This window comes from Campylobacter sp. IFREMER_LSEM_CL2090, assembly GCF_025771865.1.
In the GTDB taxonomy this organism is placed as follows: Bacteria; Campylobacterota; Campylobacteria; order Campylobacterales; family Campylobacteraceae; genus Campylobacter_D; species Campylobacter_D lari_D.
Window position 1 is genome coordinate 40,737 of the sequence record NZ_JAKMRA010000002.1, and the last position, 26,165, is coordinate 66,901.

Genomic DNA, 26,165 nt, shown 5'->3' on the forward strand with positions numbered 1-26,165 from the left:
AATCTTTAACACTTAGATTTTTAATATTCTTTTTTCCTCTATTTTTTTAACTTGAGGATAGTTTTTATCAAGATATTCTAAATAAGCTATGGCATATTTTCTTGAAATTTGAAAATGATTTTTAACAAAAGCTACATCTAAATGATGATTTTGCAAAAGTTTTAAAAACTCTTGCATGAGATTTTCAAGAGTATTTTTTTCTATAAAAAGATTATGTGCTAATCTTTTGACTTTGTTTTCTTTAGTGAGTTTTTTTAAGATAAGATCTCCATTTTTCCTATCAAGCTCTAAATATTCATAAAGATTGTAAGGTGCGGTAGGTTTTATACCTTCTTTTTTTAAAATTTCATAAAGCTCACAATGAGCCTTTTCTTGTAATTTTTCAAAATCTTGTCCTTTTAAAAACCATATGCCATCTTTAAAATCTAATTTTTCTTGCATTTGCTTGAGTGTATAAGCGCAAAAGCTCTCACTTGCCCAGCTAAGCCTTAAGGCGATAGAATGAGGCGAGATTAAAGCATAAGGATTTTTAGAGAAAATAAAATCAATAAATTCTTTCAAAGTTTGCATAGCATTTAAATCATATACATTTAAAGCTTGCTCATCGACAAAAACATGATTTAAGCTTTTTGCTAGGTTTAGGGCTTGCTCATGAGTGAGTTTAAAGCGTTGATAGCTTGAAAGTAATCCAAAGCCAAGTTTGTGAGTTTGTTTTAAAAACTCAAATACCTTTTTTAAATCTTTTTGTTCTAAAAGTGCTAAATACTTAGCTTTTATATCTTTTTTTAAAGGCTCACTTACCGCATTAAGAACCACACCACCGCTTTTAATACGCCCATTTTCAAGCAAGATGAATTTATCATCAAAACACAAAGGTAAGCTTTTATCAAATTCTAAGTTAATATAAGTTTTATCTTCAAATTCTTTGATTACACTAATTTTTGTATTAAGCTTTTTTGAGCCACTGCAAAATTCTAAAATACTTCCGTGTTTAATCTCTGTATTAAAAACAACTCCATCGATACTTTTAAAACTTTTAAAAACACCTTTTTTACTTAATATATAGCCTTTTTTTAACTCATGATAATCACAATTTAAACTCAAAGCAACTCTATTATAAGCTTTTGCTTCTAAAACATTTTCTTCATGAATTTGTATATTTTTTACAATGATATCTTTTTGATTTTCAATGCAAAATATTTTTTCATTTTTGCTTATTTTTCCTTCATTTAAACTCCCTGTTACTACCGTTCCTATACCTTTTAGAGAAAAAACCCTATCAATGTAGTATCTAAAAATCAAATTTTCATCATTTTCTTTAGGCTTTAAACTAAGTAGATAGTTTTTTAAATTTAATATACTTTGCTCATCATAAATGCTAGTTGGAAAAACTTTTAAGATATTGATTTTAAAGGCTTTTAATTCTTTTAAAAGCTCTGCTTGCTTTTGTACTAAATCCTTGCATAAATCAACCTTACTCAAAATAAGCACTACATCTTTTACGCCTAAAAATTCCAAAACCCTTAAATGCTCTATACTTTGAGCCTTTAAACCCTCGTTTATATCTATGACAAACATACATACTCTAAAGCCAAAAGCACCACTTATCATAGTTTTAATTAAACTTTCATGCCCAGGCACATCGATAAAAGCAATATTTAAATTTTCACTTTTTAAATTTGAAAAGCTAAGATTAATCGTAATGCCTTTTTCTTGCTCTTCTTTTAAATCATCACCTTCAAAACCATTTAAAGCTTTAATAAGTGAAGTTTTACCATGGTCAATATGCCCAGCAGTGCCTATGATGATACTATGCATGAAATACCTCTTTAATAATGCTTATTATTTTGTTTAAATCTTTTTCTAAAATACTTCTAAAATCTAGCACAAAATGCCCATTTTCAACACGGCCGATTACGCCTTTTTTTCTAAATTTTTCTTGTAAAAGCAAAGCTTTCTCATCAAAACTTAACACAAAAGTATCTAAGCTTTTATCAGGCATAGAGCCACCACCTACTAAACTTTTAGAAGCTTTTAACTCACATTTTATAGGAATTTTTTCTTTGACAAAGAGTGCTTTTTTTTCTATGGTTTTTAAATCATCATTTAAAAGTTTTAGTGTGGGGATTTTTTCATATTCTTTTTCTAAGTAAGCTTTGGCAGTTTCATTTAAAAAAGCTAGAGTGATTTTATCAACCCTTAGCATTCTTAGAAGTTGATTTTTCTTTAATTGTTGAATGTATTTTTTCTTTCCAAGTATAATGCCTGCTTGAGTAGAACCAAAAAGTTTATCACCGCTAAAACTTAAAATATCACAATGTTTTAAAAGCTCTTTCACACTCGGCTCGTTTTTACTAAGTTGTTTATTAATCTTTTCACACCAGCCAGCACCCAAATCATAATAAGATATGAGTTTTTTCTTTTTTGTTAAAGCATGAATTTCACTTAAGCTTACTTCTTCAAAAAATCCTTTAAAAGCAAAATTAGAACGATGGGTTTTTAAAATCATCTTAGTATTTTCATTGATAGCTTTTTCATAATCATATAAATGAGTTTTATTAGTCGTGCCTATTTCTTTTAGTTTAACTCCAGCTGCTAGCATAACTTCAGGAATTCTAAAATTTCCCCCAATCTCAACTAGCTCACTTCTTGAAGTAATAACTTCTTCATTTTTTGCTAAGGTGTTTAAGATCAAAAATACAGCAGAAGCGTTGTTATTAACAACCAAACAATCTTCACAATTAAATAATATTTTTAAATTTGCACTAAGTGCGTCATACCTTGAGCCTCTTTTACCACTTTGCATGTTAAACTCTAAATTAGAATAAGAGCAGATGATTTCTTTAGTTCTTTCAAAAATACTCTCATCAATAATGCTACGACCAAGATTAGTGTGTATGATAACTCCACTAGCATTGATCAAACTTTGATTTTGCATATTTAAAAACTCATCAATACTTTGAGCAATTTTACTTAGTAAATCTTGCAAGCTAAAATTTAAATTTTCATTTTTACTTAGTTCTTTTTTACAATTTGAAACAACTATTTTTGCAAAATGAGATCTTAAATACAAAGGGTAGCTAGCCAAGTTTTCATCGTTTATAAGTGTGTTTATGGGTGGAAAATTTCTAAATTTGTTCATCTTAAACCTTAAGAATAAATTAGTAAAATTATAACTTTTTTATAATGAAATTTATATAATTAAGATTAAAAAATTTAAAAGAGAGTGTTATGAAAGATTTTGTATTTTTAGAAAATGAAGATTTAATTCCTTTAAGTGATGATATTAGCATAGTTCAAAAAGCCTGTAATGAAGAAGTTTTTATAGGAAATTCAAAGCTTTTAAATCCTGAAGTTTATGCACCTGAGATTAATTTTTACCTTAAAAACTCACAAGATGATGTGCTTAAAAAAGCCAAAACTATTGAGTCCTTATATAAGATTAGATCTAAAGTTTATGATTTAGGACTTGATTTAGAATACACCAAAGAAGTGGGTAAAAATGTAATTATTGTAAGTAATGAGGATCAAGATGAGCTTATTGAAAGCTTAAAAAAACAAGAATACAAGGTTTTAAAACTAAGTAATGAGCAATGTTTGGGTGTTTTGGGTTGCGTGGGCGAGCTTTGCGTGATAGCTTTAAAAGATAATGAGCAAGTAGAGATTGATTGTGATTTTTTCTTATATGATGTAAAAAAAGAAAGTTTTGATCAACAAAGTGGTTGCTATGATTTAACTACTTTAAGTCAAGAAGAGCTTATAAAACTTTTAAATTCTAATTCTCCAAAATATAAATTTAGAAATTATATTAGTTATGATGATAGCATTTGTCAATACCATGAAAGAAGAAGTATTCATTGTGGAAAATGTGCTGAAATTTGTCCTAGTGTGGCTATTTTAAAAGATGATGAGCAAAGAAAATTAGAATTTTCTCATGTGGATTGTTTAAGCTGTGGTGATTGTGTAGGAATTTGTCCTAGTGGAGCGCTTGATTATGCACCTATGCCACGCAATAGCTTTTATGAAATTTTAAAATTTTATGAAGATAAAATCATTTTAATAATCCCTGAGAAAATGTCTATAGAAAATTTAAATATCACTTTAAAAGAAGATGTAATGCCTTTTATGATTAAAGGTGAAAACTATCTTGATCAAGCACATTTTTTAGCTATGCTTCAAACAAGTGGTGCGAGTGCGATTTTTTATAGCGATGGCTTATCACAAGGTGCTTTAGAAGTGATAGCTTTGATGAATGAAATTTTTCAAAGAAAATTTAAACAAAACGCAATTTTTCTAGCTAAAGATGAAAAAGAACTTTTAGAGGCTATAAATCAAGCACATTTTATAGAAAATCTCAAATTTATTTCTTATAATCCTGCACTTTTAAAAAGAGAAGATTTTGCTATAAGATTAAGAGAGCTTATAAAGGAAGAAAATTTAGGCAATATCCCAAGTAAAGAATGGATACGCTATGGAAAAATCACCATCAATGCAGACACCTGTACTTTATGTCTTTCTTGTGTGGGAGCTTGTAATGTAGGAGCTTTAGTGGCTGATACTAAGGATAATTCTTTGAAATTTAATGCAAGCTTATGTACTACCTGTGGGTATTGTGAGGCAAGTTGTGCTGAAAAAGATACTTTAATGCTTCAAAGAAGTGGGATAGATTTGGAAAAAGAGTATTTTTCTTTTATGGTTTTAGCTCAAGATGAACTTTTTACTTGTGTAGAGTGTGGGAAAGAATTTGCTACTAAAAAGGCCATTGAAAAAATTGCTAGCATTATGAAACCAAGATTTATAGGTGATGAAGCTAAGATAAAAACACTATATTGCTGTGCTGAATGTAAAGCAAAAGTAATGATACAAAGTATGAATGTGCTTTAAGCCAAAAGGCTTAAGCACTAAGTTTTAATCCCACCACTCCAGTGATGATTAAAATAATAAAAATGATTTTATTAAGAGTAATTGCTTCTTTAAAGATTAAAAATCCCACCACACTAACTAATGCCAAACCACATCTAGCCCAAGTTGCATAAGCTATGTTTAAATCAATTTTTTTCAAAGCATAAAATAAACCTGCTAAAGAAAATGAAAAAAACACCGCAAAAACGATTAAATAAAGATTATTTTTACTTATGCTTGCATACTTCATCGAGCTTGTTGCAATCACTTCAAAAATTATACTAATTGCTAATACTAACCAATGCATTTTATATCCTTTTAAATTAATTTAAAAATGAAATTAAAAAAGGATAAAAGGTGGGGCTATAGCGTAGAAAAAATAACCATATGCAGTTTTTATCTTCCATTTTGTCCATAAGCTAGTATAAAATTTTAAGATAAAAAATCCATAAGTCATTTATAACCTTGTAATAATTTATCTTATTTTGGCATTGTTTTTTTATATCTTAGTTAAATTTAGTGCAAAAGCTTTTTGACTTAAAAGTACCTCATCATTTTCTTTAAAATCTTTAGCTTCTAAAGGGCTTAGTACTACTTGGCTGATTTGATTACCTATGGCAAGTATGGCTATAAATATGCTATCTTGCTTTTGTAGTTTTAAAACGCGTGCTTTTATAGCAAATTTTTGAGAGCCTTGTGTCTTTAAAAAAACTTCATTAGGTGAGCCTTCTTTGATAATGGCTCCATTTTCTAAAACAATGACTTTATTAGCTAGTTTATAAACTTCACTTACATCATGGCTGATTAAAATAGTAGTGATTTTATAAGTTTTATGTATATTTAAAAGATAATCATGCAAGTGTAGTTTTATCTCATTATCTAAGGCGCTAAATGGCTCATCTAAAAGTAAAAGTTTGGGTTTTTGCATAATAGCTCTTGCTAAAGCTACGCGTTGTTTTTGTCCACCGCTTAGTTCTAAAATATGACTTTTTTTGTGTTTGCTTAAATCTAAAAGTTCTAAAAGTTCATTAGCAAATTTTAGATCTTTTTTGGCAAAAAGTAAGTTTTGCTCTACATTCATATTTTCAAATAAAGCATAATCTTGAAAAACAAAGCCAAGTTTTCTTTTTTGTGGACTTAGAAAGTTTTTATCATCAAAAAATACAGTATTATTAAAAGTGCAAATTCCTTGTGCTTTTTCAAAACCTGCTAAAATTCTCAAAAGCGTAGTTTTACCACTACCACTTTTTCCAAAAATAGCACAAAATTCTCCTTCTTTAACTTCAAATTTAACCTTAAGTTTAAATTCTTTTTCTTTATTTTTAAAGATTTTTTCAAAGTCAAGTTTTAGCATAGATACTCTTTGATAAATAAAGCACTAGGATGTACATAAGCAAATACAAAATCATTTTTTTGGTAATTTTGTTCTAAAAACTCATGAGTGCTAATTTGAGCTTCGAAAGTGCAAATTTCATTTTCTAATCTTATGATAGTGATGATTTGTCCTTGGAAAATATCAATGATTTTTGCATAAAAGGTATTTAAAAATGAGTTTTCTAAATTTTTTTTACTAAGCAAGCACTCGCTACTTTTAAAAGCAAGTAAAACTTCTTTATTAATGCTTGCTTTTTCATCAAGTTCTAAAGCAAGCATATATAATTTATGTTTGTTTGTAAGAAATTCTACCCAGTTTATATTTTCATGATTTTTTATAGTATTTATTTTAGCTTTAATCATGGGATATTATAGCCATAAGCTTTGAAAATTTCCTTAGCTTTTTTGCTTAAAATAAAATCATAAAATTTCTTAGCTTTGGTATTATCTTTACCATAAGAAGTGATGATAATGCCTTGATTGATTGGTTCATAAAGCTTTGGATTGATTAAAATATAATTTTTTCCTTCTTGGAGTTTATAAGATTTTAGCGTATCTTCATATAAAGCACTTGCTGCTATAAAACCCACATCGGCTGCTTTTAATGTTTGAGTAAGTGCTTCTCCTATGGATTTTGCCTCGATGACTTTAGTTTTTGTTTGCTCATAAATTTTAGCATTTTGTAAAGTTTCTATACTAGCTTGACCATAGGGAGCAGCTTTGGGATTAGCTATGGTGATGATTTTTACTTTTTCTTCTTTAAGCGTGTCTAATCCTTTGCTTAAATCCATTCTAACACTTAGTAAAGCTAAAGCTCCTTGAGCATAAATAACAGGTTTTGTACTAGCAAAATTATCTTCATACAAACTTTGTGCAAATTTCATATTTGCAGCCATAAATATATCAAATGGCGCTCCATTTTTGATTTGCGAAACTAAATTTCCACTAGCACCTAAGCTTACATTGATACTAATATCAGGGTTTTCTTTTTGAAATTCTTTTTGTAAGGCTTTAAAAGCGTAAGCTACATTTGCAGCTGCAGCGATATTTACATCAGCACTATAGCCAAAAATACACAAAAAAAGTAGGGTAAAAATTTTTTTCATTTTTTATCCTTTTATATAGTAAATTTTAAAAAAATTATAGCTTATTTTTAAAAGCAAAAATAAATTTATATTTTTTGCATATTTTCTAAGACTTATTTCATAAGCAAATAAAAATTACTAATTTTTTTTAAAGAATATTTTTAATGTAAAAATTTATTTTAATTTTTGTATAATATAAGATTTCAATTTATGAAATTTTAAAAGGAAAAAGCTTGTTAAAATACATACTAACTTTGTGTTTATTTTTTAACACTTTGATTTTAGCAAATGACTTTGAAGATTTTGAACAAGAATATCAAAAAAAAGAAGTCAAAGATAGCTTTTATACTTACAATAAAGCTATGAGTAAATTTAATTATGATCTTTATACTTATTTTTTAAGACCGGTTGTGCTTTCTTATAAAAGTATTACTCCAAGCTTTATAAGAACAGGTGTAAAAAATGCTTTTGATACCACAAGATCACCTTTTAGATTTATTAATCATCTTTTAAGTTTAGAATTTAGAAAAGCTGGTGAGGAATTTGGAAGATTTTGTGTGAATGTGATTTTTGGATTTGGTTTGTTAGATAGTGCGAGTAAAACTCCTTTAAAAAGTTATGAAGCTGATTTTGGAACGACTTTGGGCAAATGGGGAGTAGGTAGTGGAGCGCATTTAGTACTCCCGTTTTTAGGCCCTTATAATGTAAGAGATGCTCTAGCTTTGCCTGTAAATTGGTTTATGGTGCCTGAGGGGTATATTGAGAATTTTTGGGTTGGTGTGGGTGTAAATGCTGCATTAAAACTCAATGAATTAAGTTTTGAGTATGAAAAAATAGATGATATTTACCAAAATAGTGTAGATTATTACATTTTTATACGCGATGCGTATGAACAAAGACGCCAAGAACTCATCAAATAAGGAGATAAAATGAAAAAAATCATAGCTTTGTTTTTTAGTGTAGTATTTGCTTTTGCTTTAAATTTGCAAGATATTTCTAAAACCATGCAAGAAAAAATTGATGAGAGCTTAAAAATTTTAGATCAAAATAAAAACGATAAAGCTAAAGCAGCGGAAAAAATCTTTGCTTTATTTGATGGTGTTTTTGATTATGAACTTATGGCTAAACTTAGTCTTTCTACAAGATATGAAAAATTAAGTGAAAATGAAAAAAATGAATTTAACAAAGCCTTTGAAAAAAACCTTAAAAAAAGTTTCACAGATAAGCTTGCTTTGTATGATTCTCAAAAATTAAAAGTGATTAATTTAGAAGAAAAAAATAAAAGAGCCTTTTTAAAAACTTCTATGATAGTAGATGGTAAAGAAAATTTTGTAATCTTTAAATTTTATGATAAAAATAATGATTGGCAAATTTATGATGTGGATATTTTTGGTATAAGTATTATACAAACTTATCGCTCACAATTTAAAGATGTCTTACAAAATGGTGATTTTAAAACCTTGCTTGAAAAGCTTTCTAGTGTTGATTTTTCTAAATAATGCTAAGTAAAATTTTAAAAATCTTTCTTAATTTCCCAAAGCTAACTTTGGGGATTACTTTAATCTTTTGTATATTTTTTAGTTTTTTTGCTAAAAATTTAAGTGTTGATGCAAGTGCTGAAAGCTTGCTTTTAGAGCATGATGAGGGTTTGAAACTATATAGAGAAGTTTCAGCACGTTATGGCAATGATAATTTTTTAATGCTTGCTTTTGCTCCTAAAAATAAAGATATTTTTGCTAAAGAAAATTTAGAAACTATCAAAAACTTAACCCTTGATTTAGAAAAAATCAATGGTGTGCAAAAGGTATTTTCTGTCGCTAATGCACCTTTGCTTGCAAGTTCTAAAGGTAAAGAGTTAAAAGAGCTTATCCAAAATATACCTAATATTTTTAGTCAAGATGTGGATATTAATCTAGCTAAAAAAGAAATTTTAAATCAACCATTTTATAAAAATAATATCATCTCAAAAGATGGAAAAACAACGGGAATTTTGATTTATCTAGCACCTGATTTTGTTTATAATGACTTGATTAATTCAAGGGATAATGCGCAAAATGAAAATGAAAAAGAGCATTTTAGAGCCTTGATTAAAAAACACCAAGAAAACTCAAGAGAATTTAGTGCAAAAAGATTAGAAGAAATTACTAAAATAGTATCTAAATATAGTCAAAATGGAGACTTTTTACACCTTGGTGGTGTTGAAATGATCGCTAATGATATGATTAATTATGTAAAAAGTGATTTAAAAATTTATGGACTTAGTTTAATAGGGCTTTTATTTATAGCACTTTGGTGGTTTTTTGGCTCTTTGCGTTTAGTGTTTTTGGCTTTGGGAATTTGTGTGGTTTCGCTTTTTACTTCAAGCGGGATTTTCGCGCTTTTGGGTTTTGATATTACTGTGGTGTCTTCAAACTATGTAGCTTTGGTACTCATTATCACTGTTTCTGTTGTGATACACTTAATCGTGCATTTTATAGAAAATTTACACAAACACCCAAAAGCTAGCGTTTATAAGCTTTTGCTCTCAACCTTACTTGATAAAGCAAGTCCTAGTTTTTTTGCTATTTTAACCACGGTTGTTGGGTTTTTAAGTTTTGTTTTTTCAGATATTGAGCCTATTATCAAACTCGGTATTATGATGAGCCTTGGCATCAGTGTGAGTTTGATTTTAGCTTATATTTATTTTGCAAGTATTTTAGTATTAATGCCGCGTTTAAATTTTAAAGAGCTTAATCAAAATTCGTTGAAATTTTTAAGTTTTTGTGCAAATGTAAGTTTAAAACATAGAAAATTTATCTATGGTATAAGTTTATTTTGTGTGGCTTTTGCTTTGTATGGAATTTTGCAAATTAAAGTAGAAAATAGTTTTGTGAGTTATTTTAAAGATAGTTCTAGGATTAAACAAGGTTTGTTGATTATAGATAAAGAGCTAGGTGGAACTATGCCTTTAGATGTGATTGTCAAATTTAAGCAAAATCCAAAACAAAATGAAAGCTTAGATGAGTTTGAACAAGAATTTGATGATTTATCCAAAGATGATAGATATTTTTTTAGTAGTGAAAAAACAAGAATAGCTGCTAAGGTTCATGAGTTTTTAAGTAAGCAAAAATATGTAGGTTCTGTGCTTAGCTTGCAAAGTTTGCTAGAGCTTGGAAAAAGCATTAATGATGGTAAGACTTTAGATGATTTTGCCTTAGCGTTTTTATATGAAAATTTAGATGAGAATTTTAAAAAGCAAGTTTTAACCCCTTTTGTAAGTGTAGAAAATAATGAGTTGCGATTTAGCGTGCGTATGCTAGATAGTGATCCAAATTTAAGACGCGATGCTTTTTTAAAACAGCTTGAAAAAGACTTAAATGAGCTTTTGCAAAATGATAATGTAGAGGTTAAAATCAGTGGTATTATGCCTTTGTATAATAATATGCTTCAAAGTCTTTTTTCATCACAATTTGACACTTTAGCCTTTGTGGTGCTTGTGATTTTTGCTTTGTTTGTGGTGATTTTTAGAAGTTTTGTTTATGCTTTTGTGGCAATTTTGGCCAATCTCATACCTTTAGCTTTGGTGTTTGGCTTAATGGGTGTTTTAAATATACCACTTGATATTATGAGTATTACCATAGCTGCTATTTGTATAGGAATAGGGGTTGATGATATGATTCATTATATTCATCGTTTTAAAGAAGAATTAAAACATAAAAGCTTAGAAGAGGCCATAAAAGCTTCGCATATAGGTATAGGAAGTGCGATTTATTATACTAGTGTTACGATTATTCTAGGTTTTTTAGTAATGATTAGCAGTAATTTTATCCCGACGATTTATTTTGGCTTGCTTACGGTTTTGGCTATGAGTTTGCTTTTGTTTGGTTCGCTTTTTTTATTACCAAGTTTTATTTTAACTTATCATTATTTTAAAACAAAATTAAAATAAAGTAAAATCCAAATCACATAAACACCAAAAGCAATAAGCATATATTTTATAAATTGTTTCATTAATACTCCATTTTTTCTAATACCCTTAAGATATAAGTAGCAAACATTAGCGCTTGTGAGCGGTGTGAAATTTTTAATTTTACTTGCTCATCTAATTCACCTAAAGTTTTATCAAAACCTTTTGGGATAAATAAAGGATCATATCCAAAGCCATTATTGCCCCTTGGAGTATCAATAGCAAGGCCATGCATATATCCATGCGTGCTAAAATGTCCATATTTTGAGCTTATGGCTATGGCTGCAGTGTAAAAAGCTTTGCTTTGATGTAAGTTTTTTTTATGTAGGGCTTGGATGAGTTTGTTTCTATTGGCCTCATCAGTGCCTTCTTGAGAGTATCTTGCAGAAAAAATCCCTGGTGCATTGTCTAAAGCCTCTACGCTTATACCACTGTCATCACTTAAGGTGATAAATTCATTTTGTTTTTTGTCTAAAGCATTAAAAATGGCTTTAGATTTTATTAAAGCATTTTCTTTAAAACTTGTGCCATCTTCGATAATTTCAAAAGGAGTGATGATTTCATTTAAGGCATAAATTTCATAAGTAGTTAAAAATTTTTTGATTTCTTCTACTTTGTGTGCATTAGAAGTTGCTAGAATGATTTTTAATTTTTTCTTCATAAATTACTCTTTTTGTTTTGACTTTAAAAAAAGTTTATCAAAATCATAGTAAAATTATCCTTTATAAGGAGAAAAGATGTTAAAAACTGTTTTACCTTTGTCTTTTATTGTAGGAACTAGATTTTTTGGATTGTTTATAGTTTTGCCGGTTTTAAGTTTATATGCTTTAAATTTAAAAGGAGCTAATGAGTTTTTAGTAGGGCTTTTAGTAGGTGTGTATGCTCTAACTCAAATGGCATTGCAAGTTCCTTTTGGTATTATTTCAGATAAAATAGGGCGTAAAAAAACTATGCTAATAGGACTTGTGGTGTTTATCATAGGTTCTTTGGTGTGTTCATATGCTGATGATATTTATACGATGATGTTTGGAAGGCTTTTACAAGGAGCAGGAGCCATAGGAGCAGTAGCTACTGCTATGATAAGTGATTTTATCAATGAAGAAAATCGTGGTAAGGCCATGGCTATCATGGGTTCATTTATAGGACTTTCTTTTGCAGCTTCTTTAGTGCTTTCTCCTTTAATGAGTGCTAAATTTGGACTTTCAAGTTTGTTTGATTTAAGTGCTATTTTGAGTTTAATTTGTATCGTGCTTTTATTTAGCGTTGTGCCAAAAGAGCATACAATAGTACATGAAAATACTAAAACCCCATTAAAAAAACTTTTAAAAGAAAAAAACTTAGCTTTGATGAATCTTACTAATTGTATGCAAAAAATGCTTATGAGTATTGCGTTTTTAAGTATTCCTTTGGTTTTAGTACATGAGTTTAATTACCCGAGTGAGAATTTATGGCATGTTTATGTTAGCTCTATGGTGCTTGGGTTTTTAGCTATGGGTTTATCAGGATCTTTGGGAGAAAAAAGAGGCTTAAGTAAAGAGATATTGCTTTTAGGTGTGGCGTTTTTTATCATTGCTTATATTATATTTGCTTTTTCGCATAATGCTTTAGTGTTTATGGTGGGTGTTGTAGTGTTTTTTATAGGATTTAATTTACATGAGCCTATTATGCAAAGCTGTGCAAGTAAATTTGCTAAGGTAAATGAAAAAGGCGCAGCTTTGGGTGTGTTTAATGCTTTTGGCTATTTTGGAAGCTTTTTAGGTGGTGTCGTTGGAGGGTATTTTTTACACCATTTTAGTTTAGTTGCTCTTGCTTTTATTTTGATAGCTTTGTCTATAATTTGGTTTGTATTGCTTTTGTTTTTACAAAGTCCGGCAGATTTTAAAAATGTCTATTTATCTTTAGAAACAAAACATGATTTAAATATGATTAAAGGCATAAATGGAGTTTTAGATGTGTATAAAAACTCTAAATTTTTAGTGATTAAATACAACAAAAAACTTACAAGCGAAGAAGAAATTTTAGCGATTATTGAAAAATAATCGCTTTTATACAAAATGCTTTTCTTTTAAAATCACATATAATTTTAAAGTAGAAATAAAGAAAGTTAAAATAGCAGGTCCAAGGATAATACCCCAAAAGCCAAAACTTGAAATTCCTGCTATCATCGCAAAGAAAATTAAAAGTTCGTTAATTTGTGTTGGAATTTGAACAAGTTTTTCATTGATCCATTTAATGATATAGGGTTTTACTAAAGTATCTGCGATAAAAGATATCATTACCACGCTATAAATGAAAATCACTAAAGCACCGCTTAGATTGTTATTTGCAAATTCATATAAAGAGACAGGCACATAAACTAAAGCTCCACCTACCACAGGGATTAAAGAGCTAAAGCAAAATAATATTCCCATTAAAATCGCATCATAACCATAAAATTTAGTAATGATAGCAAAAAGCACCCCTTGTAAAATGGCATTTAGCACCATAGAATAAAACACCACAGACATTACATTACTCACTTCACTTAAAATGCCTTGAGTTTCTTCTTTTTTCATAGGCACTATGCTTTTTATATAGCCAATGAGTTGGGCTCCATAAAGATTAGCAAAGAAATAAAATACGCAAATTAATACCATGTCAGTTAGAAATTTAGTGCCAAATTTAGTTGCGCTTGAAAGATAGGTTAAAACATTTTTAGAGATAGAATTTAAGTCAATACTTGCTAATGCTTCTTTGATTTTGGGTTCTATAAAGCTTAAAGATTCGGGTAGGTGTAGGGAATAATTTTTAAAATATTCTATGGTATTGTGAAAATAGCTTATATCAAAACCTTTTGCAGCCTTTGCTAGCTCTATAATAGCATATACAAAAGGGATAAAAAATAAAGCCAGCATAAAAGCAGTAGTAGCTGCTGCAGCAACGACTTTTTTACCTTTGAAAATACTTAAAAATTTAACATTAACATTAGAAGTAGAAACAGCCATTAAACTTGCTATGGCTATATTCATCAAAAAAGGTTTAAATAAAAAAAGTACCCAAAATAAAATGATCAAAATAAAACTAATCAAGAAAAAATTACTACTTTTCATCAAATAAACCTTTGTTATATTTTAATTTTAAAACATCAAAGCTTTTTAAGCTTGCAATGCGACCTTTGGCTGTTCTTTCTATATAGCCATTTGCTAGTAAATATGGCTCTATCACATCTTCTATGGTATTTTCATCCTCACTTAATGCTGCAGCTATACTAGAAAGTCCTATAGGTTTTCTTTTAGCTTCAGTTAAAAGCTCTAAATACCGCAAATCCATCGCGTCAAAACCAAGCTCATTTACCCCTAAGGAATCAAGTGCTTGTTTAGCTCTTTTTTCGCTAATGATTTCTTCATCATTTACATCAGCAAAGTCTCTTACACGCTTAAGCAATCTTAATGCTATTCTTGGGGTTGAGCGACTGCGTTTGGCTATTTCTAAAGAAGCTTTTTTTTCACAAGTTTTATTAAGCTTTAGAGCTGCTTTTTCTAAAATGATAGCAAGCTCTTCATTTTTATAAAATTCCAAGCGAAATTGCATACCAAAGCGATCGCGTAAAGGATTACTTAGCATACCTGCTCTTGTAGTAGCACCTATTAAAGTAAATTTGGGTAAATCGATTTTTATCGTTTGTGCAGCAGGGCCACTACCGATGATAATATCAAGACGAAAATCCTCCATAGCAGGGTAAAGTACTTCTTCTATGGCGGGACTTAAGCGATGAATTTCATCGATAAATAAAATATCTCCCTCGCTAAGATTAGTTAAAATCGCAGCTAAGTCCCCGCTTTTTTCTATCATGGGTGCAGCGGTAGTTTTGATATTTGCATTCATTTCATATGAGATAATGTTTGCTAAAGTTGTCTTACCAAGTCCTGCAGGCCCGCTAAAAAGGATATGATCTAGACATTCATTTCTTTTTTTAGCAGCTTTGATAAAAATTTCTAAATTTTTTTTAATGTTTTCTTGTCCTATGTAGCCGTCAAAATTTGAAGGTCTAAGGCTTGTTTCATAAGTTTCATCAGGGGAGAATTTTTCAATCTCTACGATTCTATCCATATTTTTTCCATTTTATTTTGTAAGAAATTTTAATTTTATCTAAAATTTGCTAAAATAAACATTTAAACTTAGATTATAGAAGTTTTTATGGGAATTTTAGAGCAATTAGAGTTAGATTACGAGCTTGAAGAAATCGAGCGTTTTTTGTATTTTTTTAGAAGTCTTTGTGATGTTTTAGAGCCTTTGATAGTAAAGCTAAGCAGTGATAGCTCAAAATACAAAGAAGCTTTAAAAGACTTAGAGCAAAATATCCACAATGTAGTTTGGGCTGCTAAAAGATTAAATTTAGATGAGATTGCAAATTTTTGCACATTTTGTGAGGAAATTATGCAAGAAGCAGCTAAATTTGATGGGCCTGCTAGCGATGAATTTGTGGATTGGATGTTTTTAGTGGGTGAGCAGCTTGATAGATATTGCAGTGATTATGAAAAAAATGCTTCTTTTTTAAGTGTATTTAACCCTCAAATTGCAAATGTTCCTGATAAAATTTCTAAATAACGGGGACGACTTGGCTTCGACAGGAGTAGAGTGGCCTTGGTGGCATGTCGCTTTGAGCAAAGCGTATAAAGCTCAAATTAAAATTAAACGCAAACAACGTTAAATTTGCTCCTGCTTACGCTAAAGCTGCGTAAGTTCAGTTGAGCCTGAATTTTAAGTGATACTATCTAGCTTAGGATTTGGTCATTTTCGATAGTGTAGATTGAAATTTGACAAGTTTTGATTGAAGTTAAAGTCTTAGTCTAGCTTGAAATTTTGGAAGGTGAGTTTGGCTAGATGAAATTTTCACCTTTGCTAAGCATGTAGATGCCGTGGTTGTTTTATTTTTGGACAGGGGTTCAATTCCCCTCGTCTCCACCAGTAATTAGTTTTTATTAACTAGTGCATCTCTTATATCTATGACAAGGTAAATCACAAAAAAGCTTAAAAATATCGCAACTAAAGATCCAATAAGTGTTACTAGACCTACTATAAATCCTAGAGTAAACATCAGCGCAATAGAATAAATAATCGCTATAATAAAGCTTAATGCAGCTGCTATATCTAGCAAAGTTCTACCAAATTTTATGATTAAATTTTTAATCATAATAACTCCTTAATTAATAATAATTTATTAATTATATCAAAATATATTTTTAATTAATATAAAATTGTAGAATTATTGAAGTTTAGATTTTCTTTGCAAGGCTATCCTTGCAAAGAATTTATACAAATAAAGAATTTACGCTTTCATTGTGATAAACTCTGCGTATTACCTCGCCAAAAATAGGTGCTACGCTTAGGACTTTGATTTTATCCATTTGTTGTTTTAAAGGTATAGTGTCAGTTACTACTAGCTCATCAAGCGCATCTTTGGCTATTCTTTCATAAGCTACGCCGCTAAGTACAGGGTGGGTACAGCAAGCTATAACTGACTTTGCACCTTTGTTTTTAAATACTTCAGCAGCTTTTACTATGGTTCCTGCTGTATCAATGATATCATCTACCAAAATAACTTCTTTATCTTTTACATCACCGATGACATTCATCACTTCGCTTTCATTAGCCTTTTCGCGTCTTTTATCTACTATAACTATATCAAGTCCTAAAGCTTTTGCTACGCTCCTAGCTCTTGCTATACCGCCTATATCAGGACTTGCAATGATAGGATTTTTATAGTTTTTATTTTTAATATAATCATTAAAAATAATACTCCCATAAAGATTATCTACAGGTATATCAAAAAAGCCTTGAATTTGTCCAGCATGTAAGTCTATGGTAGCTACTCTATCCACACCGGCTGATTCTATAAGATTTGCTACTAATTTTGCAGTAATAGGCACCCTAGGACTTGCTTTTCTATCTTGTCTAGCGTAACCAAAATAAGGGATGATAGCTGTGATAGAGCTTGCACTTGAGCGACGCAGAGCATCTGTCATGATTAAAAGTTCCATTAGATTATCATTTGTTGGAGCACAAGTACTTTGAATGATAAATACATCTTTACCACGCACGCTTTCATCTATTTGAATGCTAATTTCACCATCACTAAAACGTTTCACACCCGCATTGCTTAGAGGCAGTGAAAGGTATTTTGAGATTTTTTTAGCAAATTCCTCATTTGCTGAACCAGAAAATATTTTATATCCGCGCATATATAAGCCTTAGAAAGTTTTCTGTGATGATATAAAATTTTTTTTGAAAATACAATAAAACATATCAAAAGCCGTGCAATCTTTTTAAATCCGCATCAATAGGAAGTTTATTTCCGTCTTTATCTACACTTACATAAGTTACCACAGCTGAAGTTACATGCATGCAATATACACGGCCATAATCATTGGCTCTTTGGGTAACTACTTCTACTTCTACGGTGATAGAAGTATTACCTGCTTTGATGATTTTTGCATAGCAAGATACCAAATCACCTACGAAAATTGGTTCTTTAAAAATGATCTTATCCACTGCTACAGTTACTACTCTTTGCGGAGAAAGCTCCCTTGCTGCAATGGCTCCAGCTAGATCAATTTGTGACATGATCCAACCACCAAAGATATTACCAGCGGGGTTTGTATTGCTTGGCATAGCTATAACTCTTAGTTTAGGTTCTCCCATATCTTTCATACATTCTCCTTGTGTTTTGAAAAAAACATTATAATTAAGTTTTAAAAATAAAGAAAGGTAAAAAATGAATGATTTTAAGCAAATAGCAAAAATTGTGAAAAATAGGAAACAAAATATCAATAGTCTTTATAATATACTTCAAACTAATCAAAGTCATCCTTTGATAGATAGAGCTTTAGAACTAGCTAATCTTGAAAATGAAAAAAGCAATGTTTTAGCAATGTTGCGTCGTTTGGTGGATTTAAAAGAGGAAAATTTAGTCCAAGAACTTGAGAAAAAAGGTTTAAATGAAGAAGAAATTTCTCAAATAAAATATAAAGTTTTTTCTTTAGTAAGAGCCTTTTATGAAGTAGAACATCAAGATTTAATCGATGAGATTAAGAGTAAAAATTTACTTGATGAGTTTTATTTGGCTCTAGTTCAAGGTGTGCATAATATAGGCGTAGTTATGAATTCTTTTGAGCTTGTTTGGAGCAAGCAAATTTTAGATACAAATAATAAAATCTTAAAAGAACAATTTCCAAATTTAAGCGATGCTTTGGAGTTTTTAAAACAAAATGAGCTTTATCAGCTTAATCAAGATGGTGAAATTTGTGAAAGAAGCTATGGAGCTTTAGTTAAAATAGGAACACTTTGGAGATTTTTACCTTATGCAAAAGCTTTTGAAAATGAAGTTTTAAAGCTTGAATATGAGTTTGATAAACTTTTAGAAAAACTAAGAAATTGTGTGCTAGATGATGAAAAAAATGCTTATATTGATTATATAGAAAAATTAAAATTTGCATTTTGTGAAAAAGATAATAATGAAGTAGTTAAAAAATGGCAAGAAGCAGAGCTTGCGTGGATGGAAGTAAAATGTCCATTACAAATTGGCCATCCTTTAGAATACTATGAGGACTCTTATACACATGCAGTAGCACTTGAGTGGGATATACGCTTAGAAGATGTGAGTGATTTTAATGGGAGTGAGTTTAAAGATAAAATCAAAGAAAGTTTTGCAATGGTGTATGCAAATTTAGATGAAGAAGATGAAGCTTTGTTTGATGAAGTGAATTTTAATCTTGAAAAAACTCAGCTTTATATTTGTATGCCTATGATTTTTTATGGAGCAGAGCTTAAGGGGCTTTTTTCCGCTCAAGTAGTGCCAAATGATGAGTATGTAAGCAATATAGCAGGTAAAAAGATCTTTGCTTTTTTAAATTATGTTTATGAAAATGCTAAAACCAAGCCTTTTATGAAGCTTTCTTCTATGGTATTTGAAAAAGAATTTTTAGATTATGGTAGAGAAATTTTATTTTACAATGAAAAATTATGGAAAAGAATTTATGAAGTTTCTACCATAGGTCATGAGTTTGGGCATATTTTCTTTGTGGCAAATGATAGCGAAAAGAAAATGAATGAAAGTGGTGTGTTTAAAAATATAGAAGAGTTTAAAGCTACTGCGGGCGGGCTTGTAAATTTCTTTTTACATGAAGAAGATGATTTAAAGCTTCCTGTATTTTATGAGCTTATTAAAAGGGCTATAGGATTGATTGCTTGGCAAAGAGTAGAGGAGGTTAAGCCTTATTATACAGAAGGTTTGATTCATTTGTCATTGTTGTTTAAATCAGGGGTGTTATCTTTTGCAAATGAGAAATTAAACATTAAATTTGATGAGGAAGCTTACGAGAGTTTTAAGGCTGTGTTTATGCAAAATTATTATAAGCTAGCAAGACATTATATGTTAAAAGAAGATGCTAAAAATTATTTAGATGAATTTTGTGTTTTAGAAGATGAGGTATTTTTACCACTTGATGAAGAGTGTAAAGAATTTGTAAAATACTACTATGAATTACACAAACTTTATGGCAATGAAATCGATGAAAGTGGAGAGTTTGAAAAATACTCTAATGTAAAATAAAATTTTATCAAGAAGAACTTAGCTTTCTTCTTGATATTTACTATTTTCTAATGCTTTTTCCATATCTTTTTGCGTTTTTAAAATAGCTTTACTAAAGCCATTTAGTACTGAAAATGGAGCAAATTGTGCCGCTCTTTTTTCTCTTGACATTGGTGGAAATTGTTTTGATTTTTGATATTTTATATCTATTATATCTTTATAATCATCATGCATTATGACCTCCTATTAAAGAAGTAATTTCTTTAGTCTCATCATCCAAGCTTGAAGCTTTTAAAATAGCTTTTTTACCAAATTTTTGCATGATTTGAAGTCTTGCTTTTTGGAGCTTTTCTTCTTTTTCAAGTTGATTTTTTTCTTGTGAAATTGCGTTAAAATCACTAAATAAATTTAATTCTTGGAAATTTTCTTGAGCTTTATCTGTGATATTATTTAAACTTAGGCTGATTTTTCTAATACTTAAGTTTTTATCACTGATTTTATAAAAAAGTTCTAAGGTTTTTTTGTTGATGATTTTTAAAGAATGGGTAAAATTTTCTAAATTCATACTTCCGTGAGCATTTTTAGGCATAGCTCTTCCGTAATTATCTTTAGTAATAGCTCCTTTATAAGAACTCAAAAAACTTGAATTTTCTAAATTGCTTTTATCATATTGTATATCTAGTGTGATATGGTTTGTTTTAAGGTTATTTTGTATAAGTTCAAGTACCAAATGATCTACAAGTTCTTTTAAAACCTTTATTGTTTGATTATTATCATATGCAAAAGGTAAAACTTTAGCCATGATTTTAGAGTGATTTTGTGATTTGTAATTTTTAATATCTTTCATTGTGCAAGTTTCAATACCCCATGCATGATCGATCAAAAGTTCAGCATTAACACCAAAGTGTTTATAAAGCAAGTCTTCATGTTTTAAAGAAAATCTTGCAAGATCTCCCATAGTATAAATGTTTAAATCTGCAAGTTTTAAGGCAATACCTTTACCTATACGCCAAAAATCTTTTAAAGGTTTATGCTGCCACAATTTATATCTATATAATTTTTCATCTAAAAAGGCTATAAGCAAGCCATTTTCATCTACTTTTTGTCTTTTAGCGAGTATATCCATAGCAATTTTAGCTAAGTATAAATTTGTGCCTATACCTGCTGTTGCGGTGATTTTACTTGTGTGTGAAATATCAAGTAAAACCTTAGTAAGTAGCTCATAAGCTGAAAGTTTGTATTTTTCAAGATAAGAACTAAGATCAATAAAAACCTCATCAATAGAGTATATATGAATATCTTTAGCATCAAAATACTTCAAATAAATGCTGTATATTTTTGTGCTAAATTCTATATAAGTAGCCATTCTAGGCTTAGCAATAATGTAGTCTAATTCTAAATTTAAATCATTTTCAAGTTCCAATATATTAAAACTTTTAGCTTTAAAGTGGTGTTTTTGAGCTTGTTTTAGTCTTTCTTGGTTGATTAAATGGATTTTTTGTTTAAACTCAAAAAGTCTTAATCTACCGGGTATATTGTAAGTTTTTAACGCGGGTGAAACTGCTAGTATGATGGTTTTGTCCGTTCTTGTTTCATCTGCTACAATAAGATTAGTTGTTAAAGGATCTAAATTTCTTAAAACGCACTCAGCTGATGCATAAAAAGATTTCAAGTCAATAGAAGCGTAAATTTGCATAGTATGTGAAGCTTGCCTTTAGATTTATTAAGTTTTGATGGTATTAATTATAACAATAAAAATTACTAAAATAGATGAAATAAAATGAAATTTATAAGGTGGCGGACAGAGAGGGATTTGAACCCTAATAAATATTGATTTTTTCATAAAAATATTTTATTATGTTTTTTTGTTATAATTTTCAAAAAAAGAAAGGATTGTTATATGTATTTAGAGCTTTCAAGAGAATCAGAACATTTTTTAACTAATTATTGTAAAGATAACAATTTAAGTCAAAAAGAAGTTTTAGAACTCGCTTTAACCTATTTAGAGCATAAGATAAGAATAGAAGATTATAAAAAAGATATAGAACTTTATAAACAAGGAAAATTAAAAACATATACTTCTGATGAAGTTTTTTCAAAAGTTAGGTCTAAAATAAATGCAGATCATACAAACTGATCGTTTTTTAAATGAATTAGGGGTAATATCTGATTTTATTTCATTGGATAGTGTAAAACAAGCTAATTTATTTTTAGATAAATTAGAACAAAGTATTCATAATCTTTCTTTTATGCCTTATAAAAATAGAAAATCTTTATCTTTTGATGATGAAAATATAAGAGATTTAATTTTTAAAGGTTATGTTATCCCTTATTTAATTGATACAAACAAAGATCAAATTATAATACTTGGTATTTATAAAAGTAACATTTTCTTTTAAATTTTTATTTTTTATTTTATTTTTTATAAAAATAATAAATAAATATACTATAATTTATAATCGTAATTAATTACAAATGCTATTTTTTAGAATCTTGATTTCTTTCTTTTATTTCTTTTTTAAATCAAGATTCTTTTACTCATTCTATTTCTTTTTTTAATATTCTAGCTTCTATATCAGCAATATAGAATTTTTTTTCCTTTTCGTTTAATTTCTCAAAAAGTTCTAATAACTTGCTTTCCATTAGATTATTTTTCTTTTCTTTTTCTTTTTTCTTTTCTTTAATTTCATTAAAATATTTTATTATCTCGCTTTGTCCTATTTCTCCACCATTTTCATATTTTAATCCATATTCTATAAGTTTTATTAATTCTGGTTTTGTTTTTTGCCAATTATACAGTGTTGTAATTGTTACATTTATTCTTTTTGCTATTTCTTTTTTATCCATTTTTTATTTCTTTCTTTAATTTAATTTATTTGATGTATATTACAAATAAATTAAATATTATTTTTTTGCTATTTCTTTTTTATAAACTATTATAATTTTTTAATTAATTGAAATTTTTTATAATATTTAAGTTTATTCTAATTTTAAATAATTATAATAATTGAAATATTATAAATTCATTTTTTTAATTATTTTTAATTTTACTAAATTTTTTTAAATTTTTCAAAAGCTGAAAAGTCAAATTATTAGAATTTAATTTTTGAGCTTTTGCTCTGCTCCCTTTTTTCTTAACACCTTGAAAGGGAGTTTTTTTAAAGGTGTTAATTTTTTTTGAAAGGTGTAAAAATGGAAATTGTAAGTCAAGATTATTTAATTAATTATAGTCTTTCAAATGGTCTTGTTAGATCTGTTGCTGAAGGTTCTTTTGATGGTAGGACTTATTCTGCTAGTGTTAGAATAGAATCATCTAATGTTTATGATGTTTTAAATGAAAAAACCGGCGTTTTGGATACTATTAAAAAAGAACTTATCTTTCGTATTATTTGCCCTGATAATTTAACCGCTGGTCAAGTTCTCTCATTTATCCGCAATAAGTTTAAAAATAAAGAAATTATTGTTATTGACGGTGGTATTCCTGATAATAATGGAGTTGTTAGAGTGAATAATCCAATAGAACATTTTTTAGGTGTCGAGTTTAAAAAATCCGATAAAAAATAATTTTTTTGAAGTATTTAAAATATTTTAAATACTTCTTTTTGAATTTTCTTATATTTTTTGGTGTTGAAAATATAAGAGAATTTAAATTCTCTAATAAAAATATAAGGAATTGTTATGTTAAAGAAAATTTCTAAACATAAAATGTTAGCTTCTGCTTTTGGTGTTGCATCTTTTGCATCTTTTGCTTCGGCTGCTGTTACTGTTAGCGAAGCTGGTGTTATGAGTGGTTCTCTTGATATGGCTCCCTTTTTTGGTGGTGTTGCTATTGTCATCGCTGCTATTGGGACTATAGTTGCTGTTAAAGCCGGTATAAAAATGCTTAAGTCAATTTAAGGTTTTTTTATGGGTTTTGGTTTTAGCAATGTATTTGATGTAGGTAAATTAATTCTTTTTGCTAATTCGCTTATCGCTTTACTTATAGCAACTTTTTTTATTGCTAAATCTGTATTAATTTCAATTAAAATCTTAAATGATGTTGTTGATTAGTTTTTTTGCACTATTTTTTTAAAAAAAATAGTGCCTAGCGCCGACAATTCAACTTAAAGGCTTTTTAAAAACTTCTCGGCGATGTGTAACACTTTCAAAGCCTATTTTAAAGGATTTTTTTATGAAACTTGAATTACCTTTGGAAGTTTTATATATTTTGGGTCAGCAAAACTATAATTTTTTAATGAGTTTAACAGGTATTCTTTGTGGTTTTTCTCTTTTGCTTCTTGTGGTGCTTTTGATAGCTTCTTTTAAGTCTTAAAAGGTGTTTTTATGAGTGGTATTCTTAACATAACAGGCGTTGTTAGTTTTGATTTCTTTTTTAGTATTTTCATATATTTTATTGTTGGTATAACTCCTATTTTGCTTATTTTGGTTTTATTTGTTAGTCGTTGGATGAAGTAAATGCGTTTTTTAATTTCTTTGTTATTTTTTCTTGATTTTTCTTTTGCTTTTTGGCCTGTGTATTATTCTCCTTCGGATTGGCTAAATCGTTCTTTTCCTAAAAATTTTATTGGTAATGCACATTTTAGTGCTAATTTTGCTTTTAGTGAGATTGGTTTTGTAGTCAGTGAGCGTGGAGCACTCTATTTTAACTCATCTAAGGAGTTAGATCCTGATTATCAAGATTTTACTGTAGCTGATTCAAGATATCCATATTCTGACTATTTTTATGATAAGTATGATTTTAAAGTTCCAGATACTGCATTTTATGAAGTTCATGTTATTAATGATAATTATATTTACGGAAAATTATTTATAGATGATGTTCATTTCGGTGGTGGTGAAATTGGTATTTTACTTAGTTTTGGAAAGCCAAATACCCTGAAAGAGATTGATAATAGTTGTTTGCGTCCTTTAGATTCTATTTTTGATTATGAAGAAGGTTATATATACACCGACGGCGGTGATAATTACTATAATTCTCCTTTTATCATGAACAGTGAAGATGAAGGTTGCGAAGGCTCTTATAATGGAGAATATGTTAATATTGAATTGCAAAGAGGTTTACAAGTTCAGAAATTTTATCAAACTTTTTATAAAAAAATTCATGAACCTTGTGAAGATAATTATATTTTTAAAATTGATGATAGCGTTAATTCTGTTACTTGCGTTCCTTGCCAACCTGGTGAAATAGCTGATAGTTTTAAAAATAAATGTGTTTCTTTGATTGATAAAGAAAGTATATCTAATCCCTATTCTTATGCTAAAGCTCAGTGTTTTGAAAATGGTGGTTTAAAATACATTGATAGCGTTCTTGGTATTTCTAATGGTGGTAAAGGTTATAATTGTGTTAGTATTTGTGCTGATGAAACTACTTATATAAATTATAATTGCCCTAATATTATTGATTTTTCTAAAGATAATTTTACTCCTTCTTGTATTGAGCATCATTGTAGTTTTATTTCAAATGAAAATACTAGTTCTAATAATATACCTTTTCATAAACCTTCTACCCCATCTTCTAGTGGTTCTGAAATTAGTATTTCTAAAGATAATGATAATATTTGTTTTGATGGTAATAGTTGTTTTAAAGCTGATGATAATACTGATGTAAAAGACAATAAAATCTGTATTAATGGTAAGTGTTCTTCTATTAATAAAGGATCAGGCTTTAGTAAAAATAATACTATTTGTATTGATAATAATTGTTTTCATTTTGGTCATAGTGATGAAAGAACTTCTATTAAGGATAATAATAAGTTATGTATTGGTAGTAATTGTTCTTCTATAAAACCTTCTAATCCTGTTGGAAATGGTTCTAATAATAGTAATAGCTCTAATAATAGTAATAGCTCTAATCCTGTTGGAAATGGTTCTAATAATGGAAATGGTTCTAATGGCGATAATGTTTGTAAAGATAATAATTGCGGTTCTTATGATGGATCTGATTTTGGTAGCTATAATAGTTTTATTGATTCTTTAAAATCAGATTTTTTATCTTTTTCTGATGATTTGAATAATCAATATAAGTCTTTTTCTAATTCTATAAATGATTTTATATCTGTTGTTGAAAGTGGTTTTAAATCTATAGATTTTCCAATACAGACAAATACTTGTCCTTTAACTTTTGATTTTGATTATATAGATGGTAAAAATGAAATAAAAATTGATTTTTGTGAATTTACAAGTAAATTATCAGGCGTTTTCTATGTTTTCTTTTATTGCCTTTTTTTCTTATTTTTTATCAGGGTTATTTGGCGTTTTTCTCTTAAGTTTTTAATTAATCTTTAAAGGA

30 protein-coding genes and 1 other RNA gene are annotated in these 26,165 nt (G+C 28.7%); 16 read left to right on the forward strand and 15 right to left on the reverse strand.

Annotated features, from left to right (window positions below):
- Positions 1-12 precede the first annotated feature (12 nt).
- Both selB and selA read right to left on the reverse strand, forming a co-directional pair.
- On the reverse strand, positions 13-1,818 hold the full coding sequence (selB, locus tag L8V85_RS01375; RefSeq protein WP_263737321.1) for a selenocysteine-specific translation elongation factor: 1,806 nt from the start codon (positions 1,816-1,818) through the stop codon (positions 13-15).
- Positions 1,811-3,142, reverse strand: a complete 1,332-nt coding sequence (gene selA, locus L8V85_RS01380; RefSeq protein ID WP_263737322.1) for an L-seryl-tRNA(Sec) selenium transferase — start codon at positions 3,140-3,142, stop codon at positions 1,811-1,813. The genes selB and selA overlap by 8 nt, the downstream gene beginning before the upstream one ends.
- A gap of 89 nt (positions 3,143-3,231) precedes the next feature.
- Here selA and L8V85_RS01385 point away from each other — a divergent pair, with 89 nt between their 5' ends.
- The gene (locus tag L8V85_RS01385; RefSeq protein WP_263737323.1) at positions 3,232-4,884 is read left to right on the forward strand and encodes a 4Fe-4S dicluster domain-containing protein; all 1,653 of its coding nucleotides are present in this window, start codon (positions 3,232-3,234) and stop codon (positions 4,882-4,884) included.
- Positions 4,885-4,894: 10 nt separating this feature from the next.
- On the opposite strand, the gene L8V85_RS01390 is transcribed toward L8V85_RS01385, so the two are convergent.
- The 4 genes from L8V85_RS01390 to modA form a co-directional block, all read right to left on the reverse strand.
- Positions 4,895-5,209 (reverse strand): DMT family transporter, encoded by a 315-nt coding sequence (locus L8V85_RS01390; RefSeq protein WP_263737324.1) that lies wholly within the window; start codon positions 5,207-5,209, stop codon positions 4,895-4,897.
- Between the two features lie 192 nt (positions 5,210-5,401).
- On the reverse strand, positions 5,402-6,256 hold the full coding sequence (locus L8V85_RS01395; protein ID WP_263737325.1) for a sulfate/molybdate ABC transporter ATP-binding protein: 855 nt from the start codon (positions 6,254-6,256) through the stop codon (positions 5,402-5,404).
- Positions 6,250-6,639, reverse strand: a complete 390-nt coding sequence (locus L8V85_RS01400; RefSeq protein WP_214118335.1) for a hypothetical protein — start codon at positions 6,637-6,639, stop codon at positions 6,250-6,252. Before L8V85_RS01400 ends, L8V85_RS01395 begins: the two co-directional genes overlap by 7 nt.
- On the reverse strand, positions 6,636-7,382 hold the full coding sequence (gene modA / locus L8V85_RS01405) for a molybdate ABC transporter substrate-binding protein (RefSeq protein ID WP_263737326.1): 747 nt from the start codon (positions 7,380-7,382) through the stop codon (positions 6,636-6,638). The genes L8V85_RS01400 and modA overlap by 4 nt, the downstream gene beginning before the upstream one ends.
- A gap of 212 nt (positions 7,383-7,594) precedes the next feature.
- On the opposite strand from modA, the gene L8V85_RS01410 reads away from it, so the two are divergent.
- From L8V85_RS01410 to L8V85_RS01420, 3 genes are read left to right on the forward strand one after another with little or no spacing between them, the layout of a single operon-like run.
- Positions 7,595-8,281 (forward strand): VacJ family lipoprotein, encoded by a 687-nt coding sequence (locus tag L8V85_RS01410; RefSeq protein ID WP_263664929.1) that lies wholly within the window; start codon positions 7,595-7,597, stop codon positions 8,279-8,281.
- Between the two features lie 9 nt (positions 8,282-8,290).
- Complete coding sequence (locus L8V85_RS01415; protein ID WP_258108135.1) at positions 8,291-8,860, forward strand: ABC transporter substrate-binding protein; 570 nt, start codon at positions 8,291-8,293, stop codon at positions 8,858-8,860.
- Positions 8,860-11,289, forward strand: a complete 2,430-nt coding sequence (locus tag L8V85_RS01420) for an efflux RND transporter permease subunit (RefSeq protein WP_263737327.1) — start codon at positions 8,860-8,862, stop codon at positions 11,287-11,289. The genes L8V85_RS01415 and L8V85_RS01420 overlap by 1 nt, the downstream gene beginning before the upstream one ends.
- Before the next feature lie 61 nt (positions 11,290-11,350).
- Here the strand turns inward: L8V85_RS01420 and rdgB are convergent, their stop codons facing one another.
- Positions 11,351-11,968, reverse strand: a complete 618-nt coding sequence (rdgB, locus tag L8V85_RS01425; protein WP_257928796.1) for an RdgB/HAM1 family non-canonical purine NTP pyrophosphatase — start codon at positions 11,966-11,968, stop codon at positions 11,351-11,353.
- Positions 11,969-12,044: 76 nt separating this feature from the next.
- Here rdgB and L8V85_RS01430 point away from each other — a divergent pair, with 76 nt between their 5' ends.
- Positions 12,045-13,346 (forward strand): MFS transporter, encoded by a 1,302-nt coding sequence (locus L8V85_RS01430; RefSeq protein WP_263680109.1) that lies wholly within the window; start codon positions 12,045-12,047, stop codon positions 13,344-13,346.
- 6 nt (positions 13,347-13,352) lie between these two features.
- Here L8V85_RS01430 and L8V85_RS01435 read toward each other — a convergent pair whose 3' ends face one another.
- Both L8V85_RS01435 and ruvB read right to left on the reverse strand, forming a co-directional pair.
- Positions 13,353-14,396 carry an AI-2E family transporter gene (locus L8V85_RS01435; RefSeq protein ID WP_133319757.1) on the reverse strand — a complete coding sequence of 348 codons (1,044 nt, stop codon included), beginning with the start codon at positions 14,394-14,396 and terminating at the stop codon, positions 13,353-13,355.
- Positions 14,386-15,396, reverse strand: a complete 1,011-nt coding sequence (gene ruvB / locus L8V85_RS01440; protein ID WP_220566281.1) for a Holliday junction branch migration DNA helicase RuvB — start codon at positions 15,394-15,396, stop codon at positions 14,386-14,388. Before ruvB ends, L8V85_RS01435 begins: the two co-directional genes overlap by 11 nt.
- Before the next feature lie 87 nt (positions 15,397-15,483).
- Here ruvB and L8V85_RS01445 point away from each other — a divergent pair, with 87 nt between their 5' ends.
- The gene (locus L8V85_RS01445; protein ID WP_039619086.1) at positions 15,484-15,894 is read left to right on the forward strand and encodes a hypothetical protein; all 411 of its coding nucleotides are present in this window, start codon (positions 15,484-15,486) and stop codon (positions 15,892-15,894) included.
- Position 15,895: 1 nt separating this feature from the next.
- Positions 15,896-16,254: a transfer-messenger RNA gene (gene ssrA, locus L8V85_RS01450) on the forward strand.
- Positions 16,255-16,258: 4 nt separating this feature from the next.
- On the opposite strand, the gene L8V85_RS01455 is transcribed toward ssrA, so the two are convergent.
- The 3 genes from L8V85_RS01455 to L8V85_RS01465 form a co-directional block, all read right to left on the reverse strand.
- The gene (locus tag L8V85_RS01455; RefSeq protein WP_133319756.1) at positions 16,259-16,480 is read right to left on the reverse strand and encodes a hypothetical protein; all 222 of its coding nucleotides are present in this window, start codon (positions 16,478-16,480) and stop codon (positions 16,259-16,261) included.
- A gap of 118 nt (positions 16,481-16,598) precedes the next feature.
- Positions 16,599-17,528, reverse strand: coding sequence for a ribose-phosphate pyrophosphokinase (locus tag L8V85_RS01460; protein ID WP_139470980.1), 930 nt, complete (start codon positions 17,526-17,528; stop codon positions 16,599-16,601).
- A gap of 64 nt (positions 17,529-17,592) precedes the next feature.
- Positions 17,593-17,997 (reverse strand): acyl-CoA thioesterase, encoded by a 405-nt coding sequence (locus tag L8V85_RS01465; RefSeq protein WP_133319755.1) that lies wholly within the window; start codon positions 17,995-17,997, stop codon positions 17,593-17,595.
- Between the two features lie 64 nt (positions 17,998-18,061).
- Between L8V85_RS01465 and ciaB the strand changes: the two genes are divergently transcribed.
- Entirely contained in the window at positions 18,062-19,897 is a 1,836-nt protein-coding gene (gene ciaB, locus L8V85_RS01470; protein WP_263737328.1) for an invasion protein CiaB, read from the forward strand.
- Between the two features lie 18 nt (positions 19,898-19,915).
- Here ciaB and L8V85_RS01475 read toward each other — a convergent pair whose 3' ends face one another.
- On the reverse strand, positions 19,916-20,110 hold the full coding sequence (locus tag L8V85_RS01475) for a hypothetical protein (protein ID WP_039668753.1): 195 nt from the start codon (positions 20,108-20,110) through the stop codon (positions 19,916-19,918).
- Positions 20,103-21,572, reverse strand: a complete 1,470-nt coding sequence (locus L8V85_RS01480; RefSeq protein ID WP_263737329.1) for a DNA methylase — start codon at positions 21,570-21,572, stop codon at positions 20,103-20,105. Before L8V85_RS01480 ends, L8V85_RS01475 begins: the two co-directional genes overlap by 8 nt.
- 204 nt (positions 21,573-21,776) lie before the next feature.
- On the opposite strand from L8V85_RS01480, the gene L8V85_RS01485 reads away from it, so the two are divergent.
- Both L8V85_RS01485 and L8V85_RS01490 read left to right on the forward strand, forming a co-directional pair.
- The gene (locus L8V85_RS01485; protein ID WP_133319752.1) at positions 21,777-22,013 is read left to right on the forward strand and encodes a hypothetical protein; all 237 of its coding nucleotides are present in this window, start codon (positions 21,777-21,779) and stop codon (positions 22,011-22,013) included.
- On the forward strand, positions 21,994-22,275 hold the full coding sequence (locus tag L8V85_RS01490) for a type II toxin-antitoxin system RelE/ParE family toxin (protein ID WP_133319751.1): 282 nt from the start codon (positions 21,994-21,996) through the stop codon (positions 22,273-22,275). The genes L8V85_RS01485 and L8V85_RS01490 overlap by 20 nt, the downstream gene beginning before the upstream one ends.
- A gap of 139 nt (positions 22,276-22,414) precedes the next feature.
- Here L8V85_RS01490 and L8V85_RS01495 read toward each other — a convergent pair whose 3' ends face one another.
- Positions 22,415-22,723 (reverse strand): TetR/AcrR family transcriptional regulator, encoded by a 309-nt coding sequence (locus L8V85_RS01495; RefSeq protein ID WP_263666378.1) that lies wholly within the window; start codon positions 22,721-22,723, stop codon positions 22,415-22,417.
- Positions 22,724-23,068: 345 nt separating this feature from the next.
- Here L8V85_RS01495 and L8V85_RS01500 point away from each other — a divergent pair, with 345 nt between their 5' ends.
- From L8V85_RS01500 to L8V85_RS01525, 6 genes are all read left to right on the forward strand, one after another.
- Positions 23,069-23,440 carry a hypothetical protein gene (locus tag L8V85_RS01500; protein WP_133319750.1) on the forward strand — a complete coding sequence of 124 codons (372 nt, stop codon included), beginning with the start codon at positions 23,069-23,071 and terminating at the stop codon, positions 23,438-23,440.
- A gap of 114 nt (positions 23,441-23,554) precedes the next feature.
- A complete protein-coding gene (locus L8V85_RS01505) occupies positions 23,555-23,773 on the forward strand; it encodes a hypothetical protein (protein ID WP_133319749.1) in 219 nt (72 codons plus the stop codon).
- A gap of 9 nt (positions 23,774-23,782) precedes the next feature.
- Entirely contained in the window at positions 23,783-23,926 is a 144-nt protein-coding gene (locus tag L8V85_RS01510; RefSeq protein WP_165955278.1) for a hypothetical protein, read from the forward strand.
- A gap of 121 nt (positions 23,927-24,047) precedes the next feature.
- Positions 24,048-24,188, forward strand: coding sequence for a hypothetical protein (locus L8V85_RS01515; protein ID WP_165955277.1), 141 nt, complete (start codon positions 24,048-24,050; stop codon positions 24,186-24,188).
- 11 nt (positions 24,189-24,199) lie between these two features.
- A complete protein-coding gene (locus L8V85_RS01520; RefSeq protein WP_263662597.1) occupies positions 24,200-24,331 on the forward strand; it encodes a hypothetical protein in 132 nt (43 codons plus the stop codon).
- Positions 24,332-26,161 (forward strand): hypothetical protein, encoded by a 1,830-nt coding sequence (locus tag L8V85_RS01525; RefSeq protein ID WP_263662598.1) that lies wholly within the window; start codon positions 24,332-24,334, stop codon positions 26,159-26,161.
- The last annotated feature ends 4 nt before the right edge of the window (positions 26,162-26,165 follow it).

Excerpts from the sequence above, each read along its gene's own strand:
- L8V85_RS01510 (WP_165955278.1), top strand. The coding sequence starts at position 23,783 with ATGGGTTTTGGTTTTAGCAATGTATTTGATGTAGGTAAATTAATTCTT.
- modA (WP_263737326.1), bottom strand. The coding sequence starts at position 7,382 with ATGAAAAAAATTTTTACCCTACTTTTTTTGTGTATTTTTGGCTATAGT.
- L8V85_RS01475 (WP_039668753.1), bottom strand. The coding sequence starts at position 20,110 with ATGCATGATGATTATAAAGATATAATAGATATAAAATATCAAAAATCA.
- L8V85_RS01395 (WP_263737325.1), bottom strand. The coding sequence starts at position 6,256 with ATGCTAAAACTTGACTTTGAAAAAATCTTTAAAAATAAAGAAAAAGAA.
- selA (WP_263737322.1), bottom strand. The coding sequence starts at position 3,142 with ATGAACAAATTTAGAAATTTTCCACCCATAAACACACTTATAAACGAT.
- L8V85_RS01445 (WP_039619086.1), top strand. The coding sequence starts at position 15,484 with ATGGGAATTTTAGAGCAATTAGAGTTAGATTACGAGCTTGAAGAAATC.
- L8V85_RS01485 (WP_133319752.1), top strand. The coding sequence starts at position 21,777 with ATGTATTTAGAGCTTTCAAGAGAATCAGAACATTTTTTAACTAATTAT.
- L8V85_RS01420 (WP_263737327.1), top strand. The coding sequence starts at position 8,860 with ATGCTAAGTAAAATTTTAAAAATCTTTCTTAATTTCCCAAAGCTAACT.
- L8V85_RS01435 (WP_133319757.1), bottom strand. The coding sequence starts at position 14,396 with ATGAAAAGTAGTAATTTTTTCTTGATTAGTTTTATTTTGATCATTTTA.
- L8V85_RS01525 (WP_263662598.1), top strand. The coding sequence starts at position 24,332 with ATGCGTTTTTTAATTTCTTTGTTATTTTTTCTTGATTTTTCTTTTGCT.
- selB (WP_263737321.1), bottom strand. The coding sequence starts at position 1,818 with ATGCATAGTATCATCATAGGCACTGCTGGGCATATTGACCATGGTAAA.
- ciaB (WP_263737328.1), top strand. The coding sequence starts at position 18,062 with ATGAATGATTTTAAGCAAATAGCAAAAATTGTGAAAAATAGGAAACAA.
- L8V85_RS01430 (WP_263680109.1), top strand. The coding sequence starts at position 12,045 with ATGTTAAAAACTGTTTTACCTTTGTCTTTTATTGTAGGAACTAGATTT.
- L8V85_RS01385 (WP_263737323.1), top strand. The coding sequence starts at position 3,232 with ATGAAAGATTTTGTATTTTTAGAAAATGAAGATTTAATTCCTTTAAGT.
- L8V85_RS01460 (WP_139470980.1), bottom strand. The coding sequence starts at position 17,528 with ATGCGCGGATATAAAATATTTTCTGGTTCAGCAAATGAGGAATTTGCT.
- L8V85_RS01400 (WP_214118335.1), bottom strand. The coding sequence starts at position 6,639 with ATGATTAAAGCTAAAATAAATACTATAAAAAATCATGAAAATATAAAC.
- ruvB (WP_220566281.1), bottom strand. The coding sequence starts at position 15,396 with ATGGATAGAATCGTAGAGATTGAAAAATTCTCCCCTGATGAAACTTAT.
- L8V85_RS01390 (WP_263737324.1), bottom strand. The coding sequence starts at position 5,209 with ATGCATTGGTTAGTATTAGCAATTAGTATAATTTTTGAAGTGATTGCA.
- L8V85_RS01480 (WP_263737329.1), bottom strand. The coding sequence starts at position 21,572 with ATGCAAATTTACGCTTCTATTGACTTGAAATCTTTTTATGCATCAGCT.
- L8V85_RS01465 (WP_133319755.1), bottom strand. The coding sequence starts at position 17,997 with ATGAAAGATATGGGAGAACCTAAACTAAGAGTTATAGCTATGCCAAGC.
- L8V85_RS01500 (WP_133319750.1), top strand. The coding sequence starts at position 23,069 with ATGGAAATTGTAAGTCAAGATTATTTAATTAATTATAGTCTTTCAAAT.
- L8V85_RS01415 (WP_258108135.1), top strand. The coding sequence starts at position 8,291 with ATGAAAAAAATCATAGCTTTGTTTTTTAGTGTAGTATTTGCTTTTGCT.
- L8V85_RS01490 (WP_133319751.1), top strand. The coding sequence starts at position 21,994 with ATGCAGATCATACAAACTGATCGTTTTTTAAATGAATTAGGGGTAATA.
- L8V85_RS01505 (WP_133319749.1), top strand. The coding sequence starts at position 23,555 with ATGTTAAAGAAAATTTCTAAACATAAAATGTTAGCTTCTGCTTTTGGT.
- L8V85_RS01520 (WP_263662597.1), top strand. The coding sequence starts at position 24,200 with ATGAGTGGTATTCTTAACATAACAGGCGTTGTTAGTTTTGATTTCTTT.
- rdgB (WP_257928796.1), bottom strand. The coding sequence starts at position 11,968 with ATGAAGAAAAAATTAAAAATCATTCTAGCAACTTCTAATGCACACAAA.
- L8V85_RS01495 (WP_263666378.1), bottom strand. The coding sequence starts at position 22,723 with ATGGATAAAAAAGAAATAGCAAAAAGAATAAATGTAACAATTACAACA.
- L8V85_RS01515 (WP_165955277.1), top strand. The coding sequence starts at position 24,048 with ATGAAACTTGAATTACCTTTGGAAGTTTTATATATTTTGGGTCAGCAA.
- L8V85_RS01455 (WP_133319756.1), bottom strand. The coding sequence starts at position 16,480 with ATGATTAAAAATTTAATCATAAAATTTGGTAGAACTTTGCTAGATATA.